Origin of the sequence: Salarchaeum japonicum (assembly GCF_049705945.1) — an archaeon.
Taxonomy (GTDB): Archaea; Halobacteriota; Halobacteria; order Halobacteriales; family Halobacteriaceae; genus Salarchaeum; species Salarchaeum japonicum_A.
This window is the reverse complement of the sequence record NZ_JBNAMV010000001.1, coordinates 115,385-133,395: the sequence shown is the minus strand read 5'-3', so window position 1 is coordinate 133,395 and position 18,011 is coordinate 115,385. Positions and strand designations below refer to the sequence as shown.

Genomic DNA, 18,011 nt, shown 5'->3' with positions numbered 1-18,011 from the left:
AGAACGCGTCGAACCGCATCGGCCAGGGTATCGCCGCGGGCCACCTGCTCGAATGCGCGGGCCAGGTGACAGGCGGATACTACGCCGACCCCGGCCGCGCGGACGTCGACGACCTCGCACGCCTCGGCTTCCCGGTCGGCGAAGTCACCGCCGACGGCGACGTAACCATCACGAAACTCCCCGACACCGGTGGCGAGGTGACGGTCGCGACGTGCACCCAGCAGCTGTTCTACGAGATTCACGACCCGAGCGAGTACCTCGTTCCCGACGGCGTCGTTGACTTCACGAACGTCACTCTCACTGACGTTGGCACGGACGCGGTCGCGGTCGCAGGTGCAGTCGCCGCCCCCTGCCCGGACACGCTGAAGGTCTCGCTCGGCTACGACGCCGGCTACCGTGGCGTCGGGGAACTATCGTACGCCGGACCGAACGCACGCGGCCGGGCGGAACTCGCAGGCGACGTGGTGCGTGAACGCCTCGACGTGCGCGGCGTCGATCCCGAGGAACTCCGTGTCGACCTCGTTGGCGTGAACTCGCTACACGGCGACGTCAGCGACATCGACCCGTATGAGACGCGATTACGCGTCGCTGCGCGCGACCCCGGCCGGGAGACGGTCGCGGCCGTCGCGCAGGAAGTCGAGACGCTGTACACGAACGGGCCTGCGGGTGGCGGTGGCGCGCGAACTAACGTAGACTCAGTCGTCGGTATCGTATCGACGCTTGTTGACCGCGAGACGGTCTCACCGTCGGTGTCCGTGACGGAGGTGGCGCAATGACGACCGTGCGAGACCTCGCATTGGTCCGCGCGGGCGATAAGGGAAACACGTCGAATATCGTCGTGGTCGCGGAGTCGGACGCGGCCTACAACCAGCTCGTGCGTACCCTCACGGAGGACCGCATGTTCGAGCGATTCGAACACCTCGGCGCAGACACGGTCGAACGATACGAGGTACCGGCGTCTCACGCGTTGAACTTCGTGATTCGTGGAGTGCTCGCAGGAGGTGTGACGACATCGCTGCGAGTCGACAGCCACGGCAAGTCGCTGTCCTCGCTCGTCTCCGCAATATCGATCGCGTAACTCAGTTGTGCGTGAACGACCCGAGGGGAAGGGTCGGACGGCGTCTGAGGGGAGTCTTCCGCTGCTTTGACTGCCATGACGGATGATAGCTCGACGCCGCCGATCAATCATTAATAACCATCTCATTTATTGTTTGGGATTTCGTTGACCTACACGGAGGTAGTCACTGCTATAGAATACTTTGACAGCAGAGCGGCCTCCAGTACCAACAGACGCCGCCGTCTCTCCCCACGAGCGCCCGTTCTATCTCGCTCCGCCCAGTTCTCGTCCGTTTCGCCGTGGCAGGTCAGAGGTAGCGTTCGAAGATGTCCGCGAACTCCGCACGAACGAGGTCTCGCATCGCGTCGGCGCGGGCCTGCCGCCGCGACCGCTCGTCGAGGTAGTTCCGCTCCGAGACTGACGGGTCACGACTTCCCTGAGATGCGGCGACCGCCGCCGTTCCAGCCTCGATATCCGGACGCTGCCGGCGGTACAGACGGTACCACGTCCGTCGCCCCATCTTCGGTAACGGCGGACCGCCCGCCACCGACACGTCCGCACGCTCCCCGAGCGACCGGAACCACCGACGTGCCGTCTCCGTCGACATTCCACCCGACTGCCCCGGGAGCAGGTAGCCGTTCCAGTCTTCAGCGTCCGCGAACGCGGCGACCCGCTCTCGGACCGCGTCCACGCCGACCAGCAACTCCACCGTATTCCGGGTGCGCCGCGCGTTCTTCCGCTCGCCCGCCGCGAACTCGATGTACGGCACGTCACCCTCTTCGGGGTCAAGCACGAGCTGGTCGACGTGGAGCTCGCACGCCTCTACCGGCCGTAATCCCCAGCCCGCGAGCGCCAGCAGGAGGAAGCGTTCGTCGGCGTCCGCGACCGTGAGCAACGACTCGACGTCGTCTCGGGACAGCGCCGGATGGTCGTAGAGCGGGTCCTCGTCCCAGCCGAACCGGTTCAGGATGCTCGCGGCCGGGTTGTAGAGCGCACGCCCCATCTCCTCGAGGAACGTGTACCAGTTCTTCACCGCTGAGACGTACTTCTTCTTCGACGCGAGCGTCCCCAATTCGCCGTCGAGGACGCGGAAGGTGTCGCGCACGCGCGCTATCTCGTCGGGCTTCGCCGTCTCGTCCAGCAGCGGCGACAGCAGGTCGCTCGTCTCGTTCACGTCCCGATAGGTGGTGACGTACGTCCGGAGGCGCGAGCGTCGCGGCCCGACCGTCGTCGCCGCCCGTCCCCGGTCCCGCTCCAGCTCTTCGAGGTAGTCCTCCAGCCCGCGCACCGTCGGATCGTGGTCGAGTCCCCACGACGTACTCTCCTCTGGGTTCGGTGGGAGGCCGACAGAGTCGTAGAACTCTCCCGGGGAGAGGTCGTGGTCGCGGCGGAGGCGCTCGACGAACCCCGAGTAGTTCTCCTTCAGCCACGCGTAGGACGGCGTTTCGCGCTCCGGATTCACGTCGGCGTCACGGAGTGCGGGTACGATTTCCTCCTCGTAGAATTCCGCGAAATCGTCGAGGTCGTCGAAGCGAGCGTAGTTCGGCATCGTCAGTCAGTTTCTTCGGCGGTTAGGCGCCGTGCTCGGTGGGTTAGTGATTCTAAGGGCATGAATTTCGGTTGGTAGAGCGTTATCGTCATGTTAGTTAGTGTTTGTGGTGCGTTGTTGTCTGGCCTGGACAACCAAACAACACGCAATACGGCACAATACCGCCAGAATATGAATAAACTATATAACGATATACCAAACACGGGTGGCGCTACTTACCACAGATTCGGAGGATCGGGCAGTTTCGGGGTGAATTCCCGCCGACTCGAGGTGATTTTTCCAATCAAGAGCCGAATTCGAACCCTCCAGAGCATTCCTGTCCGATGGGCGTGTGAAATTCGATGCCGACGCGATACGCGTTAGCCATCCGTTGCTCCCGTTCGAGGGTCTTTCGGTGACACTCGGGCATGCGACTCTTCGAGACCAGCGTTGGTGATTGTTACCACGCGCTGGACACGGGTACTACGCCACGACAGAGAATAGAGCCACATCTGCCGCGGGAGAACGCTTATTCGATATGCGTACGTAAAGCATTCGTATATCATGTCCGATGCCGAACCCTCGACCGGGAACGATGGGGCGGAAACCGTCCAGATCAACCTTCGGCTCACACAGGCGTTCCTCGACGACATCGACGCGACCTGGGAAGAGCAGGGCTTCAACTCGCGCAGCGAGTTCCTCCGCTACGCGGCCCGAGACGCAGTCAAGCATCCCGAGTTTTCCCGTGAGGGCTGGAAGCAGATCGCCGCCAGTGAACACGGACTCCGGACCGGCGAGGAGGAACTCGTGTCTCGCGAGGAAGTCATCTCGATGATGGGCGACAACTCGGATGGCGAGTGAGGACGGGTGGACGTGGAAGTTCGCTCCTCGTGCTGCCCAACAGTTTGAGAACCTCGAACACCACGTTCAGGACCGCATCGTCTCCAAGCTTGACGAAATAGTAAACGACCCATGGCGCGACCCAGACGATTATCTCGAACCCCTCACCGGTGGCCCGTTCGAGAAACTCCGAGTTGGACAGTACCGACTCGCGTGCGTCCTCGATCACGACGCATTCGTACTGGAAGTCCATCGAATCGAGCATCGGAGCGGGGCCTACACGGCAGACGACTGAATCGGTACTGAACGGGAAGACACATGGGACAGCCGAGCGGCGGCCCCATCCCCTTTAGCCGACTCACGAGTCAGATCGCCCGATGGACGTCCGATATGCCCTCTTCGGTAACCCTGCCGCGCGCCGCCGTCTCGCCAGCACCATCCTCCGAGATTGTGTACTTACGACAAGACCAAACGAGGAAGTTCGGCTCACGGGCACAGAAACGGACTCCAGTGGGCGCCGACGTCGTTCCAGCACTGCTGGAGAGTCGAGCAGGACTTGCACCGCCACCTCGATACAATTATATGAGGGTCTGTTCAACTAGTCATCTATGAGTTCACAAACGGAACGACTCGAACGTCTCATCACCGAGGAACGCGGTGGGTGCTGTGCGGCCGATATCGAGGAACGCCTCGCCTCGCTGCGCTCGTATCAATCGGAGACGCCTACCAATCCCGAATCCGACCTGACTGCGCTCAAGACGCTGGGGAACGATACGCGATACAATATCGTCCGGTTGCTGACGGCCGCGGACCGAGAGCTGTGTGTCTGTGAGATCAACCCGGTCTTCGACGTCAGTAACAGCGCGATCAGTCACGCCCTCTCGGACCTCTACGACGCCGGACTCGTCACGCGACGAAAGGACGGGACGTGGCGGTACTACGAGACGACCGATCGAGCCGAGGCGCTGCTGGCCGCCCTCGACGAGACCCGAGGGGACGACCGATGACCGACACGCAGGTTCGTGTCGCGTTCATGTGCGTCCAGAACGCGGGGCGCTCCCAGATGTCGACTGCGTTCGCAGAACGCGAACGGGAGCACCGCGGCCTCGACGACATCGTCGATATTCTCACTGGCGGCACCCATCCTGCCGAACACGTTCACGAGGTCGTCGTCGACGTGATGCGCGAGGAAGGGTTTGACCTTTCGGCGCGGACGCCACGGAAGATTTCGACGGCCGAACTCGAATCGTGTGACTACGTCGCCACGATGGGCTGCTCGACGCTCGAACTCGATGCCGACGACTCCGACGTCGATATTCGGGACTGGGCGCTGGACGACCCCGACGGCCAAGACCTCGACCGCGTTCGCGAAATCCGTGACGAGATACGGGACCGCGTGAGCGCGCTCTTCGACGAAATCGAAGAAGAGGTGGCCAGGGATGCCTGACACGAGCGACCCGTCGGCGGAGTCCGGGCTCGACGCACAGACCCAGCGGACGGTCGTCCGAGAACGATACGCCCGCATCGCCACGGAGACGAACGAAGCGGAGAGTGACTGCTGTTCGAGCGCCGATTCCTGTTGCAGTTCCGCGGAAACGTCGCCGCAGGAGGAGACGGCCCGTCAACTCGGCTACTCCGACACCGACCTGGACAGTGTCGACGGAAACGCGAACCTGGGGTTGGGGTGTGGGAATCCACGAGCGATTGCGTCGCTGAACCCCGGTGATTCGGTACTCGACCTCGGGTCCGGCGCGGGTTTCGACTGCTTCCTTGCCGCTCAAGAGGTCGGTGGGACTGGCCGTGTAATTGGCGTCGACATGACGCCCGAGATGGTCGAGAAAGCACGTGCGAACGCCGGCCGAAACGACGCCGAGAACGTCGAGTTTCGTCTCGGGGAGATCGAGCACCTCCCGGTTTCCGATGCCAGTATCGACGTGATTATCTCGAACTGCGTCGTGAACCTTTCGCCGAACAAGCCCCAGGTGTTCGACGAGGCGTTCCGCGTTCTCCGTCCCGGTGGCCGCCTCGCGATTTCGGACGTCGTGCTGACTGCGGCGGTGCCGGACGCGGTTCGCGCTGACCCGGACTCCGTAGCGTCCTGTGTCGCTGGCGCGTCGACCATCGACCGACTCGAATCGATGCTTGATGCTGCGGGCTTCGAAGCGGTGCGTCTCGCGCCGAAAGACGACAGTGACGAGTTCATCCGCGACTGGGACGACGACTACGACGTGAGCGAGTTCCTCGTCTCCGCGACCATCACCGCTCGAAAGCCGGAGGACGGCGATGAGTAGCGCCGACACGCACGACCACGGCCCGGACTGCGACTGTGAGGGCTGTGGTGACCCGCGGTCGATGGACTTCCTCGATAAGTACCTCACCGTCTGGATCCTCGGTGCGATGGCCGTCGGTGTGGGACTCGGGTTCGTCGCGCCGTCGGTCACTCAACCCATTCAGGATTTCCACCTCGTCGAAATCGGTCTCATCGCGATGATGTATCCGCCGCTGGCGAAGGCCGATTACTCGCGGCTTCGCGCGGTGTTCAGCAACTGGCGCGTTCTCGGACTGAGCCTCGTCCAGAACTGGCTCATCGGCCCGACGCTTATGTTCGCGCTCGCTGTGATTTTCTTCAGCGGGCTCGTGCCCGGCCTGCCTGCTCGGCCCGAGTTCTTCCTCGGTCTCGTGTTCATCGGGATGGCTCGGTGTATCGCGATGGTGCTCGTCTGGAACGAACTTGCGGACGGCTCGACCGAGTACGTCACCGGCCTGGTCGCGTTCAACAGTCTCTTCCAGATCCTCACGTACGGCGTGTACGTCTGGTTCTTCGGCCTCGTGCTCCCGCCGCTGCTCGGGATGGAGACGCTCGTCGCCGGCATCGAGACGTTCAACGTCACGCCGATGCAGGTGTTCCAGGCGCTCGTCATCTTTCTCGGAATCCCCTTCGTCGGCGGGTTCCTCACACGGTTCGTCGGCACGCGAACCAAGAGCGGGGAGTGGTACGAGGAGACTGTCATCCCGAAGATCGACCCACTCACGCTCGTCGCGTTGCTGTTCACGGTCGTCGTGATGTTCGCTACGCAGGGCGAGACCATCGTCGCCGCACCCGGTGACGTCCTCCTGATCGCCGTTCCACTGACGATTTACTTCGTCGTGATGTTCTTCGTGAGCTTCGGGATGGGCAAGGGCATCGGCGCGGACTACTCGACGACGACGGCGATCGGCTTCACCGCCGCCTCGAACAACTTCGAACTCGCAATCGCGGTCGCCGTCGCGGTGTTCGGCGTCGGCTCCGGCGTCGCGTTCACGACCGTCGTCGGCCCGCTCATCGAGGTCCCCGTCCTGTTGGCGCTGGTCAACGTCGCCCTGTACTTCCAGCGCAAATTCGACTGGAGTGGTGCCATCACGGGACAGCTCGACACCTCTCCCTCCACCCCACCCGCCGAAGACGACTGAATAGGCTGCTGGCGTCGGGGGACTCGAATCTGGAGAATAGTCGTCGAACGTGTTTTTCAGGTTTCGAGTACTGAGCGCGCTCGTTGTACGTAGCTGTTCGCGCCCCAGCTCCGGGCGTCGCTGATTTCGTCGAGGAGCCGGCGTGCGTCGGCTGCTGAGAGGTGGTCAGTTCGCACGAGAACCGAGAGGAGCGTTGGTGTCGTGACGAGGTGGGTCGCGGCAAGCGAGGCGTGAATCAGCCCGAGTTGGTTGAACTCGTCGCAGAGGAAGAGCGCGGCGTCGAGGTCGTTTGCGAGCGTGACGGCGGCGTTCTCGCCGTCGTCGAGCGGGAACTCGGCGTCAAGTTCGACTGACTGTGTCGTGAATGACTCCGCGCGGTCGAGCACGGTGGATGCGGCGCGCCCGTGGCTGTCATCGTACGAGGCGATTTCACGGAGTTCCTCGACGACCGCTGTCGGGACGACGACCTTGTACCGCGAGAGACAGCGCGCGAGCGGGTCGGGCGTGTTACCGGCGACGATTCCGAGACTCACGAGGGCGGAGGCGTCCGCGATAAGCTGCGACATCTATGCGTCCGCGGCCTCGTCGACGAAGTCCTCGTCCAACTGCTGTTTCAGAACGCGGAGGTTCGCTGCCTCCTCGGCACCGACGAGGGACTTGAGCTGTTCGAACTCGATTTCGTCGTCGTAGTAGGCGGCGGCGATTTCCTGGGTGAGAGCGTCGTCGTGAGCGGCGTCTTGGAGGTACTCTCGGAGCGCGGTCACGAGGACATCCGTCCGGTCCTCTCCGAGGACCGCGGCCAGCGCGTCGGCCCGGTCGATGAGCCGATTCGGGGCCCGAAACTGCACGCGCCGCTTATCGCTGCTCATATGTGTACAATGTGAGCCAACTCATTTAGTCGTTTCCGTGTGTACAACGTGATCTAACGTGATGCCGCTCGATTCCGCCCGATTCTCGTGTATTCTCCTAAACGTGGCCGCGGGCCAAAGCCGCGATTAGGCGTCTTCGGTGTAGACTCGCACCTCGCCGTCGTTGGTGATGCCGACGTCGATGGTGGTCGTTAGTTCGTTTTGGTTCGTGGCGTTTTCGAGGACGCCGTAGAGGTGCGTGTAGAGTTCCGGCCGGCAGTGCGCGATTTTGATGCCCGCGTCGTCGGCGTGCTCGTAGACGCTGGCGACCAGTTCCTCGAAACTCGTTCCGGGCGTGACGGAGAATTGGATTGGCGACCGTACCGTCCGGACGAGTTCGAGCGTCCGGCGCGCTTTCTCGATGTTCTGTTCCGCCGCTCGTTCGATGGCACTGATATTCGAGTCCGTCGTTCCCAGTTGTTCCGCGACCTCTCGCTGGGTCCGACCTTGCTCTCGGAGTTCGAGCACCTCCACTTGGCGGGCGGTCAGCGTCGTCGATTCGGCGGAAACCATACCGGGGTAAACAGATATGTTTGAGTTAAGCTTTTCTCTCAAACGCTTCTCTATCTCGCATAGTGACCGCTGACTCTCCGAGGACGCGACGGCAGTTTCTCCTGGCCAGCGGAACGGCGGCTGTCGCTGGCTTCGCGGGCTGTACGAGCACTCTCGGGCGCGACGACCGCGAGTCCACGACGGTCGCGATTCTCGCCGCGGGCAGCCTCCAGAACGCGCTCACGAACGGTCTCAAGCCCGCTGTCGACGTCCCCCTCAGAATCGAATCGCACGGCTCCGCGACCGTCGCGCGACTCGTCGCGGAGGGCCAACGCGACCCCGACATCGTCTCGGTCGCCGACGTGGCACTGTTCGACCGTCCGCTCTCGCCATCGTGGTACTCGGAGTTCACCAGCAACGCCGTCGTCATCGCGTACAATCCGGACACCGCCGGCGGAAAGCGGGTGGCCGAGGCCGGACGCGAGCGGTGGTACGAACCGATGGTCGAGGAAGACGTAGCGCTCGGCCGCACCGACCCCGACCAGGACCCGCTGGGGTACCGGTCGCTCTTCGTGCTCGAACTCGCGTCCCGGTACTACGACGACGCCGCGAATCTCCGGGACCGAATCCTCACGCGGGAGCAGGTGTATCCCGAAACGGCCTTGATCAGTCAGTTCGAGACTGGAGCCATCGACGCCGCACTCGCCTACCGAAACATGGCCGTCGAACGCGACTACGAGTACATCGAGCTCCCGGACCAGATTAATCTGAGCAACCCACGGTACGCCGATGACTGGTACGCGACGACCTCGTACACGCTGCCGAACGGCCACGAGGTGCAGGGTGGCGTCATCAGTTACGGTTCGACCATCCGCCACATGAGCGACGCCGCCGTCTCCGTGTTCGACCACCACACGACTGGGCAGTATCTCGAAGACCACGGCTTCCTTTTGCGCGACGAGTTCCCTGCCTACACGGGCGACGTTCCCCAGCGCGTCCGAGAGGCTACCGATCGCTCTGACGCGAACCACTCCCGGAACGCTGGCTCCGCCGAACCGCTTTCCACAACTGTCTCGGACATCACGGTTCTGATCTGAATGACGGCAGACTCGGAGTCGAACCGTTCGGCCACGACCGCGTTCGGGTTCGACTGGCTCAGCGTCGCGCTCGTCCTCGGCGGCGTGTTGCTCCTGTACTACGTGGTACCACTGCTGTCGCTGTTCCTCTCTGTCCCGCCCGGCACAGTTCTCTCGCAGCTGAGCGACCCGACGGTCGTGGACTCTGCGACCACGTCGCTTCTGTCCGCGTCGATTAGCACGGTCGTCGCCACCCTGTTCGGTCTGCCGCTCGCGTACTGGCTCGCGCGCACCGACGGCCCCGTGACGAAGGTCGTCCTCGCGGTCGTGGTCCTCCCGCTGGTGCTCCCGCCAACGGTCGGCGGAATCGTCCTGCTCACCGTCTTCGGCCCCGGGTCGCCGCTCGGTGACGCCGCAATCGCCGCCGGCATCCCGCTCACGCGGTCGCTCGCCGGCGTGGTGCTTGCCCAGACGTTCGTCGCGTCGCCGTTCGTGGTCGTGACGGCCAAAGCAGCGTTCGAGGGCGTCGACCGGACGCTCGAACACGCGTCTCGCTCGCTCGGAAAGAGCCGACTCGCGACCGCTCGCCGCGTCACGCTCCCCCTTGCCGGTCCGGGAATTCTGGCCGGCGTGACGCTCGCGTTCGCCCGCGCCATCGGCGAGTTCGGCGCGACGATGATGGTCGCGTACTACCCGCGAACGATGCCCGTCCAGATCTGGGTCTCGTTTCAGTCGCTCGGCTTGGACAACGCTTATCCGGTGGCGATACTGCTGGTCCTCGTCGCCGCCGCGGCGCTGTTACTGCTCAACACTGTCGCCTCGAACCCATGGGAATGACACTCGACCTCTCGCGACTGCGCAAAGCCTACGGACAGTTCGAGTTCGGTCCCGTCGACCTGACGGTGGACGACGAAGTGCTCGCCGTCCTCGGACCGTCCGGGAGCGGGAAGACGACGCTCCTCTCGCTCGTCGCCGGCATCACCAGCCCCGATTCGGGGGCGATTCGCCTCGACGGACGCGACCTGACCGGCGTTCCGCTGGAGGAGCGCCGCGTCGGGATGGTGTTCCAGGAGGGCGCGCTCTTCCCGCACATGACCGCGCGCGCAAACATCGCGTACGCGGCGACGGACAGCGACCGCGTGGACGACCTCGCGGCGGTTCTCGAAGTCACCGACATCCTCGACCGAACGCCGCCGACGCTCTCCGGCGGGGAGCGCCAGCGGGTCGCGCTCGCGCGTACGTTGGCAACCGACCCGGACGTGCTTCTGCTCGACGAACCGTTGTCGAGTCTCGACGCGCCGATTCGGACGCGCCTCCGGGACGAACTGCACAGCCTGTTCGCGTCGCTCACCATCCCGGTTCTCTACGTGACGCACGACCAGCGGACGGCGACGGCGCTCGGCGACCGACTCGCCATCGTTCGGGACGGCGGCATCGAACAGGAGGGAACGCCGTCGGCGGTGCTCACGCGGCCGACGAACCGGTTCGTCGCTCGATTCACTGGAACCGAGAATCTCTTCGAGGGGACCGTCACCGACCGGAGCGCGGACGGCGCGACCGTCCGCCTCGGCGACATCCGCCTCCGCACGACCGCGGCGTCCGTCCCGTCGGACGATGTGACGGTCTGCATCCATCCGTCACGGGTCGCGGTCGACGCGCCCTACGTCACTGACGGCGACACAGCGGCGAACACTGTCACTGGAACGGTGACACGATGGTTGAACGAGGGAAGCGAATACCGGGTCGATATCGATATCAACGCCAGCGCGCACACGCTCACCGCGAGTGTCCGCCCGCCGACGTTCGAACGACTCGCGCTCGAAAACGGCACGGACGTTCAGGTACTCGTCCCTGCGGCGTCGATACACCTGATTCCGGACGCGTAGTCAGGTCCGCGAACGCCGCTCGTCCCCGCGTCGGTGTCCTTGGTTTCTGACTTGGGTTAGTCGTCGTTCTCCGGGTCGTCTTCTAGCTGTAAGCCGGTCGCCATCAGTCGTCGGACGATTGCGACGAGTCCGTTGTCGAACCCGCGGCCGAACACGCCCTGTTCGTGTTCACGGCGCGCGCCCGTCGCTTCGGTGAACGAACTCACCAGAATCGCTTCGCGGTCGGCCAGTAGTAAGCGGCTGATCTCCGTCTGGTCGGACGGGAGCGGCGACCGCTCTATCCACTCTAGGCCGGAGACGAACACTTCGATGTCCGGGAGGGACTCTCGGATTGTGGTGCGGAGGTCGTCGGTGACCGCGCCGACGACCACGTTCACGCCGCGTTCTTGCGCCGCTCGGAGTTGGTCGGCTAGCTGGTCGGTGAAGATGCTCTCGTGTCCGATGACGAGTATCAGTTCGTCCGTCGCGCCCTCGATTAACTGCTGGGTTCGACTCGTGATGCCTTGGTCGCCGGAGAGCGCCCATACTTCGTGCGTGGCGTCCGTCGTCTGCGCGCTGTCGGCCGGTTCGAGGCCGCCGAGCGCGCTGCGGAGTGATTCGGTTCGTTCGACGTATTCCGAGCGGAGCGTGTTGATGGCTTCGTCGATGGTGACGGCGCGGAACTGTTGTGGGTTCGAGTGCTGTGTCTCGACCAGTCCCTTCGTTTCGAGTACCCGAATCGCGTCGTAGACGCGCGTCCGGGGAACGTCGGATGTTTCGCTGATGTCTTTCGCAGTTCCTCGCTGGCGGCGCGAGAGCGCCACGAAACACTTGGCCTCGTACTCTTTGAGCCCAAGTTGTTGGAGCAGTTCTATCGCTTCTTGTTGATTTGAGTCGTCGTCCATGGGTCCCAACCTTGTCCGCTATGGGGCCTTTCGTTCCCTGGCTGTATAGTTCGTCGCACCGAGAACCGCCTGTCACTATTTCGCTCACACGATTTTGCCGGCATCGTGGCGTCTGCGCGCGGAGACTTGGGACGCTTCCTAGATTAACTCACTTAATCACAATACTTCTATGTGCGGGTAGCACGGATAGTATCGTGGCGTGTGATTGCAGAACTGGTCCCAACCTGGTCTGTCACGACACGCCGTCAACCACCACACCCGGTGGTTTTCGCGAACCCGGTGATGCGTTAATGTCCGGTAACTCTCCAGACCAAGCACGGTCCACGGCCGTCGAGCAGCTCAAAGCGCTCGGACTTAGTACCTACGCCGCTCGGACGTTCGTCGCGCTCGTCAGTCTCGGTGAGGGAACGGCGCAGGACGTGAGCGATGTCGCGGACGTCCCCCGGACGCGGGTGTACGACGCGGCCGACGAACTCCGTGACCACGGGCTCGTTGACGTCAAACAGTCGAACCCGAAACAGTACTGGGCGATTTCGACGGAGACGACCGGCCGCCACTTCCAGCAGGAGTACGACCACCGTGTGGACACGCTGACCGACGCGCTGGACCGCCTCGCGGTCGCGGACCGCACCGCCGAGCAACGCGGCGTCTGGACGGTGACTGGTCGTGACACCGTGACGGAACGCGTGGTGGAGTTCCTCTCTGGAGCCGAGGACGAAATCGTCTTCATGACCGCCGATGACTTGCTCACCGACGACCTCACGGCGTGTCTCTCGAACGCGAGCGACCGCGGCGTAACGATTCGACTGGCGGACATGTCGCAGACCGCGGAGGCGACGCTCCGGAACGAAGTCCCCGAGGCACAGCCGTTCGATTCGTTGTGGGACTGGGCGGACACGCCCGCCGGCCGCCTCCTGATGGTCGACCAAGAGAAGACGCTCGTGAGCGTGCTCGTCGACGGCAACGGCGACCATCCGCCGGAACCGCGCGACGAGACCGCTATCTGGGGAACAGGTCAGACGAACAGCCTCGTTATCGTCCTGAAAGCACTGTTCACGTGGCAACTCGAATATGCACGGACGTAGCCCCCTCGCCCGCCGACCGCAGGCGGGTCGTACCGACCACGCGCACGACGGCGCGGCCTGTACAGCGCCGGAACGTCACACGGGTGCTACGAACCGATGAGTGACGACGAGAACAGCGCAGGCGGCTCCGATTCGGACGAACAGGCTGCGGCGTCCGCTATCGTTCGACACGACTGGACCGAGGACGGCCAGCCCAGCGTTGCGCTCGTCGAAGCCGTTGCGGCAGCCACTAACCTCGCGCCGTCGGACCTGCCACCCCTAGACCACCGCATCGACCCGGACGCGCTCGATTCCCTGCTCACGCGTGAGGGCTCGACGGCGACGGTCTCCTTCCCGTACGCCGGCGCGACCGTCACCGTGGACGGGAACGGCGACATCGAAGTCTGCGTCGACAACTGACCGTGGACTGTCCGTACGATTCGGGGCGACGAACGCACAGCTGCTTCTCGCTAACCGCTCTCGGCGCGACGACCGAGTAGCTGTCGCGGATGCGTGTCTCAGACGAGGTTCACCGACGGATCCTCTCGGTGTTTGTCGACAGTCTCAAGCAAGGAGTGGGCTGCTTGGAAGTTCGTTCCGCGACGAACGCATCGCTCGGGTACGTCGTACACGATGACGTCCGAATCCTCTAACACCGGTAACTGAATGTGGTGGAGTTCGACAAACCGTTGGTCGGTCGGTCCGCGTCCGTTTACGCTCCGCGAATCCGCATCCGCCAAGTGCGCTTCGAGTTGGTCGACGGTCGTTCCGTCCGTGGTCTCAGCGACCCGGCGGAGAATCCGTCGGCGCTGCTGTTTCACCAGCAGTCGCAATGCCGCATCGGTCGATAGCTGCTGTTGTAAATCGCTCATGGATTGTCCCACCATGTCCTGTAGGGACACTTGTACGCATGAACATGGACTAGAGACTAAGCGCACTAGCCGGAAACCCGTGTCGTTAACCCTGATCCTCAAACAACCCGCCACTCGCCCGAGAATCCACGATTCGGGCGCGCTCACGTCAGCCACTCGCAGACGTATCGAATGCCGGTTCGCGGCGACAGCACGGTGATTGACGAGTGAGTTCAACGCCACTCAGAAATCCCGGAAGATTATGAGCCGGCCAGTAGAAGTCCTCGTATGGACATTCTTCTCCTCGCACACGTCGTCGTGTTCGCGGTGTCCGCGGTTCTCTGCGTGGTAAGTCTGCCGCGTGCACGCGCCATCCAGCACGAGGACACCCGCCGCGGATTGGTCGGCTTGCTGGTGTCGGTCGGTCTGTGGGCGGCGGGCTACGTCGGCTACCTGCTCGCGCCCACGGACACGCTGCGGGTCGCGTTCTACATCACCGGGTTCAGTTTCGCGTTCGTCGCAGTCGGCGCGTTCCTCTACTTCTGCGCGGCGTACACGGGACGCCCACCGCGCCGCGCTCCCTACCGGAAGACCGCGCTGGCGGCGTTCGCCACCATCGTCGGACTGAAAGTGACGAACCCCCTGCACGGCCTCTACTTCACGACGGAGTGGACGACGACGCCGTTCCCCCACCTCGCCATCAACCACCAGCCCGCGTACTGGCTCATCCTCGGACTGTCGTACGTGCTCACCGCGGTCGGGTTCTTCATGCTGCTCGAACGGTTCTACCGCACCGGCACGGACAGCAGGCCGCTCGTCGTCCTGCTCTGCCTGACAGGCATTCCGGCGCTCGCGACGACGCTCGGCGACGAAATCGAGTGGCTCCTCCCCCTGATGTACGAGCCACCGGGCGTCGCGCTGTTCGCGGTCGGCGTCCTGTTCGTGTACGTCAGGCGGTTCGAGGCGATACGCCTCACGAGCAACGCGACCGAACCCGCCGTGTTCGTCGACGCGGACGGCGACATTCGGGACTACAACACGGCCGCACTCGCGCTCCTCCCCGACCTAGAGGGGTCGGTCGGCGCGCCGCTGGCGACGGTGGACGACGAACTCGCCAACGAACTCTCGAACCCCGGTGTCGTCGCCACGACCGGGGACGACACCACGCGGTACTATCAGGTGTCCACGGCGCCGTTCACCGCGGGCGACGCCCGGATGGGCCAACTCGTCACGCTCACCGACGTGACTGACCGCGAGACGTACCGCCGGCAGTTGGAGTCGAAGACTGAGCAACTCGAAGCTCTCACACGCGTCGTCCGTCACGATATCCGGAACGACATGACCGTCATCACGGGCTGGGGAGAGACGCTCCGCGACCACGTCGACGACGAGGGTGAGGACGCGCTTGACCGCGTGCTGCGGACGGCCGACCACGTCGTCGCCGTCACGGACACCGTCGGCGACTTCCTCGACGCGCTCTCCGGAACGACAACGCTCGACCTCCAGCCCGTCCCGCTCGGGGAGACGCTCCGAGCGGAACTCGCCGCCGTCCGCGAAGCCCACCCGGACGCCCGCTTCACCGTCGACGGCGCGATTCCGGACGTGGACGTGCGCGCGACCGGCCTGCTCTCCTCCGTGTTCCGGAACCTCCTCGAAAACGCCGCCCGACACTCCGACCGCGACACGCCCGCGATTACCGTCTCCTGCACCGCACACGACGACACCGTCGAAGTCCGCGTCGCGGACGACGGCCCGGGGATTCCGGACGCGCAGAAAGAACGCCTGTTCCAACGCGGCGAGAAAGGCCCGGCGAGCCCCGGGTCCGGCCTCGGGCTCTACCTCGTCGAAACGCTCGTCGAACAGTTCGACGGCCGCGTCCGCATCGAGGACAACGACCCCCGCGGCACGGTGTTCGTCGTCGAACTATCGGTGGCGTAGTTTCGGCGGTGATCGCCTCAGGTGGTCTGTTCCCGTTCACGTTCGCTTCGCGCCCCCGTTTCGTATCGGTCGACGAGTCCGCCGATGAGAACCGCCTGCGTGGTACCGACGACGGCCGTGCTCAGGAACCCGCCAGCGAGCGGGACGCGCGCGAGCGTCCACGCGCCGAGACCGAGGATGACGGCGGTGACGACGAACGGGAGTCTGATGCCGACGGAGGCGTCGCCGCTCCGGCGGACGGCGCGGTCGAACCGGTAGCCGGCGGCGAGGAATCCGGGGAGCAAGAACAGGTAGGAGACGACGATTGCGGCCACGACGAATGTGACGAGTCCGAGTGGCAGCAAGCCCACCGATCCCTCCAGAGCGAGGAATCGCGGAAGCGCACTGAGGACGACCACCCAGCCGGTATATCTGGCGAGCGAGTCGCGGTCAGTCGTCAGACACCGCGTGATGGTGTACCAGCCGGCGACGGCGACCGCGAGCACGGCGAGCGCTTCGAGCGCGACACCCCAGGCGAGGACGGGGAGTTCGAGGTGGACGAACGCGCCGACCGTGCGGGTGGTTCGGGAGACGCCGTCCGGGAAGATGTTGTACTGGACGCTGACTGTGTCGTACATCCAGGACGGGTCGCCCGTGGGGAGCGGGTCAACGCGGCGCAGCCAATCGACGGCGGCGACGATGACGCCCGCGACGATGAACGGAACGACGAGCCACGGGTCGTCGCGAACCCGCTGCAGCACGATTCCGCCGAAGGTCTTCGGTTGTCGCTCGCGGTCGCCTCCGGTCATGGCTCGGTGAGCGCGAGGACGCGGTTTCGGTTCGCGGCGTACAGCCGGCCGCCGGACACGATTGGCGTCGACAGCGGAACCTGTTCGGGCGTGAACGAGAACCGACGCCGACCGGTCTCGGCGTCGAACGCGACCAACTCGTAGTCCTCCCGGGTGGCGTACACGACGCCGTCAGCGACGACGGGAGACCCCCTCCCGTCGAACTCGGCGGTCCACGCGCGCTTGCCCATATCGAGATGGAGCGCGTGCAGCGTCTCCATACTATCCGGAACGAACGCGAGTCCGTTCGCGACCGCCGGTTCGCTGTCCGTGACGTTCCCTCCGTGGTCGTACTTCCAGACGGTTGCGCCGTCCGCAGATGAGAGGAGGCGGACGGTCTCTCGAGTGAGCGCGAGGACCCCCATATCGGTTGCGGCCGTGACGTGAACGCGGCGGTTTAGCTGGCGATGCCAGCGCCGTTCGCCGGTCGCCAGGTCGTAGGCATTCACGAGATAGGGGTAATTCGCGACGTACACCGTGCCGTCGCGGACGACGAGGTCGTTGACAACTGTGTCGGTGAGGTCGCCCGCGTCCGGTTCGACCGTCCACACCACGTATCCGGTGTCGCCGTCGAGCGCGACGACCGTGCCCTGTTCGGGGACGGCGGCGACGACCTGTCCGTCCACGCTCACCGGGGACGGCCCCCTGAAGGACCCTGGGCCGAACGAGTACATGCCGGTAGTGTCGGGGGACCGCGGGCCGCGCCAGCGTTCGGTGCCGATGCGCCAGCCGACAATCGGGAGTTCGACGCCACCTGCCGCGTCCAGGCCGCGGAGACCGTCGGTTCCGGTGGTGGCGAGCGTCGGTGTCGTGTAGTGGTCCGCGGCCGTGCACGCGGGGGTCGCCTGCGCGGTTCCCTCGACGGCGAACCGTTGCTCGCCCGTCGCGGCGTCCACCGCGACGATGCCGTTCCCGGCCGCGTAGACGGTACCGTCGACGAGCATCGGTTCGCTCGTACCGACGAACCAACCCGGCGCCCGCGCCGTCCACGCGACAGCCGCGTCGTCTTTCGGGCCGCTCGCGTCGGGGCTATGTGCGGTCCCGGCGGGGTCGTGGCGTGCCATCGGCCACGCCGCGGTCTCGTCGGTCGACGTGTTCGTCGCAGTCGTCGAGACGGCGGTCGCGCCGGCTGCGGCGACGAGACCGCCGCCCGCCATCTGCAACACGCGTCGTCTGGAGGGCATCAAGTACGTCTCACCACCCCGAATAC

General features: G+C 64.6%; 22 protein-coding genes. 14 read left to right on the top strand and 8 right to left on the bottom strand.

What is annotated here, in order from left to right:
• Together ACOZ4O_RS00655 and ACOZ4O_RS00650 are read left to right on the top strand one after the other, a co-directional pair.
• The coding region (locus ACOZ4O_RS00655; protein WP_424523442.1) for an acyclic terpene utilization AtuA family protein at positions 1-776 on the top strand (776 nt) is incomplete at its 5' end.
• Complete coding sequence (locus ACOZ4O_RS00650) at positions 773-1,078, top strand: AtuA-related protein (RefSeq protein WP_424523441.1); 306 nt, start codon at positions 773-775, stop codon at positions 1,076-1,078. The genes ACOZ4O_RS00655 and ACOZ4O_RS00650, both read left to right, overlap by 4 nt.
• A 286-nt stretch (positions 1,079-1,364) precedes the next feature.
• Here the strand turns inward: ACOZ4O_RS00650 and ACOZ4O_RS00645 are convergent, their stop codons facing one another.
• Positions 1,365-2,606, bottom strand: a complete 1,242-nt coding sequence (locus tag ACOZ4O_RS00645) for a tyrosine-type recombinase/integrase (RefSeq protein ID WP_424523440.1) — start codon at positions 2,604-2,606, stop codon at positions 1,365-1,367.
• 543 nt (positions 2,607-3,149) lie between these two features.
• Here ACOZ4O_RS00645 and ACOZ4O_RS00640 point away from each other — a divergent pair.
• From ACOZ4O_RS00640 to arsB, 6 genes are all read left to right on the top strand, one after another.
• A complete protein-coding gene (locus tag ACOZ4O_RS00640) occupies positions 3,150-3,446 on the top strand; it encodes a CopG family transcriptional regulator (protein WP_424523439.1) in 297 nt (98 codons plus the stop codon).
• Positions 3,436-3,720, top strand: a complete 285-nt coding sequence (locus ACOZ4O_RS00635) for a type II toxin-antitoxin system RelE family toxin (RefSeq protein ID WP_424523438.1) — start codon at positions 3,436-3,438, stop codon at positions 3,718-3,720. Before ACOZ4O_RS00640 ends, ACOZ4O_RS00635 begins: the two co-directional genes overlap by 11 nt.
• A gap of 313 nt (positions 3,721-4,033) precedes the next feature.
• Positions 4,034-4,432, top strand: a complete 399-nt coding sequence (locus ACOZ4O_RS00630; RefSeq protein ID WP_424523437.1) for an ArsR/SmtB family transcription factor — start codon at positions 4,034-4,036, stop codon at positions 4,430-4,432.
• Positions 4,429-4,872, top strand: coding sequence for a low molecular weight phosphatase family protein (locus tag ACOZ4O_RS00625; protein WP_424523436.1), 444 nt, complete (start codon positions 4,429-4,431; stop codon positions 4,870-4,872). Before ACOZ4O_RS00630 ends, ACOZ4O_RS00625 begins: the two co-directional genes overlap by 4 nt.
• On the top strand, positions 4,865-5,716 hold the full coding sequence (locus tag ACOZ4O_RS00620) for an arsenite methyltransferase (RefSeq protein WP_424523435.1): 852 nt from the start codon (positions 4,865-4,867) through the stop codon (positions 5,714-5,716). The genes ACOZ4O_RS00625 and ACOZ4O_RS00620 overlap by 8 nt, the downstream gene beginning before the upstream one ends.
• On the top strand, positions 5,709-6,875 hold the full coding sequence (gene arsB / locus ACOZ4O_RS00615; protein WP_424523434.1) for an ACR3 family arsenite efflux transporter: 1,167 nt from the start codon (positions 5,709-5,711) through the stop codon (positions 6,873-6,875). The genes ACOZ4O_RS00620 and arsB overlap by 8 nt, the downstream gene beginning before the upstream one ends.
• Before the next feature lie 56 nt (positions 6,876-6,931).
• On the opposite strand, the gene ACOZ4O_RS00610 is transcribed toward arsB, so the two are convergent.
• From ACOZ4O_RS00610 to ACOZ4O_RS00600, 3 genes are all read right to left on the bottom strand, one after another.
• On the bottom strand, positions 6,932-7,441 hold the full coding sequence (locus tag ACOZ4O_RS00610; RefSeq protein ID WP_424523433.1) for a hypothetical protein: 510 nt from the start codon (positions 7,439-7,441) through the stop codon (positions 6,932-6,934).
• Positions 7,442-7,744: a hypothetical protein gene (locus ACOZ4O_RS00605; RefSeq protein ID WP_424523432.1), complete on the bottom strand. Its 303-nt coding sequence runs from the start codon at positions 7,742-7,744 to the stop codon at positions 7,442-7,444.
• A 126-nt stretch (positions 7,745-7,870) separates the two neighbouring features.
• Positions 7,871-8,296 carry a Tfx family DNA-binding protein gene (locus tag ACOZ4O_RS00600; protein ID WP_424523431.1) on the bottom strand — a complete coding sequence of 142 codons (426 nt, stop codon included), beginning with the start codon at positions 8,294-8,296 and terminating at the stop codon, positions 7,871-7,873.
• Between the two features lie 62 nt (positions 8,297-8,358).
• Between ACOZ4O_RS00600 and ACOZ4O_RS00595 the strand changes: the two genes are divergently transcribed.
• From ACOZ4O_RS00595 to ACOZ4O_RS00585, 3 genes are read left to right on the top strand one after another with little or no spacing between them, the layout of a single operon-like run.
• Positions 8,359-9,372 carry an extracellular solute-binding protein gene (locus tag ACOZ4O_RS00595; RefSeq protein WP_424523430.1) on the top strand — a complete coding sequence of 338 codons (1,014 nt, stop codon included), beginning with the start codon at positions 8,359-8,361 and terminating at the stop codon, positions 9,370-9,372.
• Positions 9,373-10,188: an ABC transporter permease gene (locus ACOZ4O_RS00590; RefSeq protein WP_424523429.1), complete on the top strand. Its 816-nt coding sequence runs from the start codon at positions 9,373-9,375 to the stop codon at positions 10,186-10,188.
• Entirely contained in the window at positions 10,185-11,237 is a 1,053-nt protein-coding gene (locus tag ACOZ4O_RS00585) for an ABC transporter ATP-binding protein (RefSeq protein ID WP_424523445.1), read from the top strand. Before ACOZ4O_RS00590 ends, ACOZ4O_RS00585 begins: the two co-directional genes overlap by 4 nt.
• A 56-nt stretch (positions 11,238-11,293) precedes the next feature.
• Here ACOZ4O_RS00585 and ACOZ4O_RS00580 read toward each other — a convergent pair whose 3' ends face one another.
• Positions 11,294-12,121, bottom strand: coding sequence for a TrmB family transcriptional regulator (locus ACOZ4O_RS00580; RefSeq protein ID WP_424523428.1), 828 nt, complete (start codon positions 12,119-12,121; stop codon positions 11,294-11,296).
• A 290-nt stretch (positions 12,122-12,411) separates the two neighbouring features.
• Here ACOZ4O_RS00580 and ACOZ4O_RS00575 point away from each other — a divergent pair, with 290 nt between their 5' ends.
• Together ACOZ4O_RS00575 and ACOZ4O_RS00570 are read left to right on the top strand one after the other, a co-directional pair.
• Positions 12,412-13,206 (top strand): TrmB family transcriptional regulator, encoded by a 795-nt coding sequence (locus tag ACOZ4O_RS00575; RefSeq protein WP_424523427.1) that lies wholly within the window; start codon positions 12,412-12,414, stop codon positions 13,204-13,206.
• 96 nt (positions 13,207-13,302) lie between these two features.
• The gene (locus ACOZ4O_RS00570) at positions 13,303-13,605 is read left to right on the top strand and encodes a HalOD1 output domain-containing protein (protein WP_424523426.1); all 303 of its coding nucleotides are present in this window, start codon (positions 13,303-13,305) and stop codon (positions 13,603-13,605) included.
• Positions 13,606-13,703: 98 nt separating this feature from the next.
• Here ACOZ4O_RS00570 and ACOZ4O_RS00565 read toward each other — a convergent pair whose 3' ends face one another.
• Positions 13,704-14,057 carry a DUF7344 domain-containing protein gene (locus ACOZ4O_RS00565; RefSeq protein WP_424523425.1) on the bottom strand — a complete coding sequence of 118 codons (354 nt, stop codon included), beginning with the start codon at positions 14,055-14,057 and terminating at the stop codon, positions 13,704-13,706.
• Positions 14,058-14,324: 267 nt separating this feature from the next.
• Between ACOZ4O_RS00565 and ACOZ4O_RS00560 the strand changes: the two genes are divergently transcribed.
• Complete coding sequence (locus tag ACOZ4O_RS00560; protein ID WP_424523424.1) at positions 14,325-15,974, top strand: ATP-binding protein; 1,650 nt, start codon at positions 14,325-14,327, stop codon at positions 15,972-15,974.
• 17 nt (positions 15,975-15,991) lie between these two features.
• Here the strand turns inward: ACOZ4O_RS00560 and ACOZ4O_RS00555 are convergent, their stop codons facing one another.
• Both ACOZ4O_RS00555 and ACOZ4O_RS00550 read right to left on the bottom strand, forming a co-directional pair.
• A complete protein-coding gene (locus tag ACOZ4O_RS00555) occupies positions 15,992-16,762 on the bottom strand; it encodes a hypothetical protein (RefSeq protein WP_424523423.1) in 771 nt (256 codons plus the stop codon).
• The gene (locus ACOZ4O_RS00550) at positions 16,759-17,985 is read right to left on the bottom strand and encodes a PQQ-binding-like beta-propeller repeat protein (protein WP_424523422.1); all 1,227 of its coding nucleotides are present in this window, start codon (positions 17,983-17,985) and stop codon (positions 16,759-16,761) included. The genes ACOZ4O_RS00555 and ACOZ4O_RS00550 overlap by 4 nt, the downstream gene beginning before the upstream one ends.
• Positions 17,986-18,011: the final 26 nt, after the last annotated feature.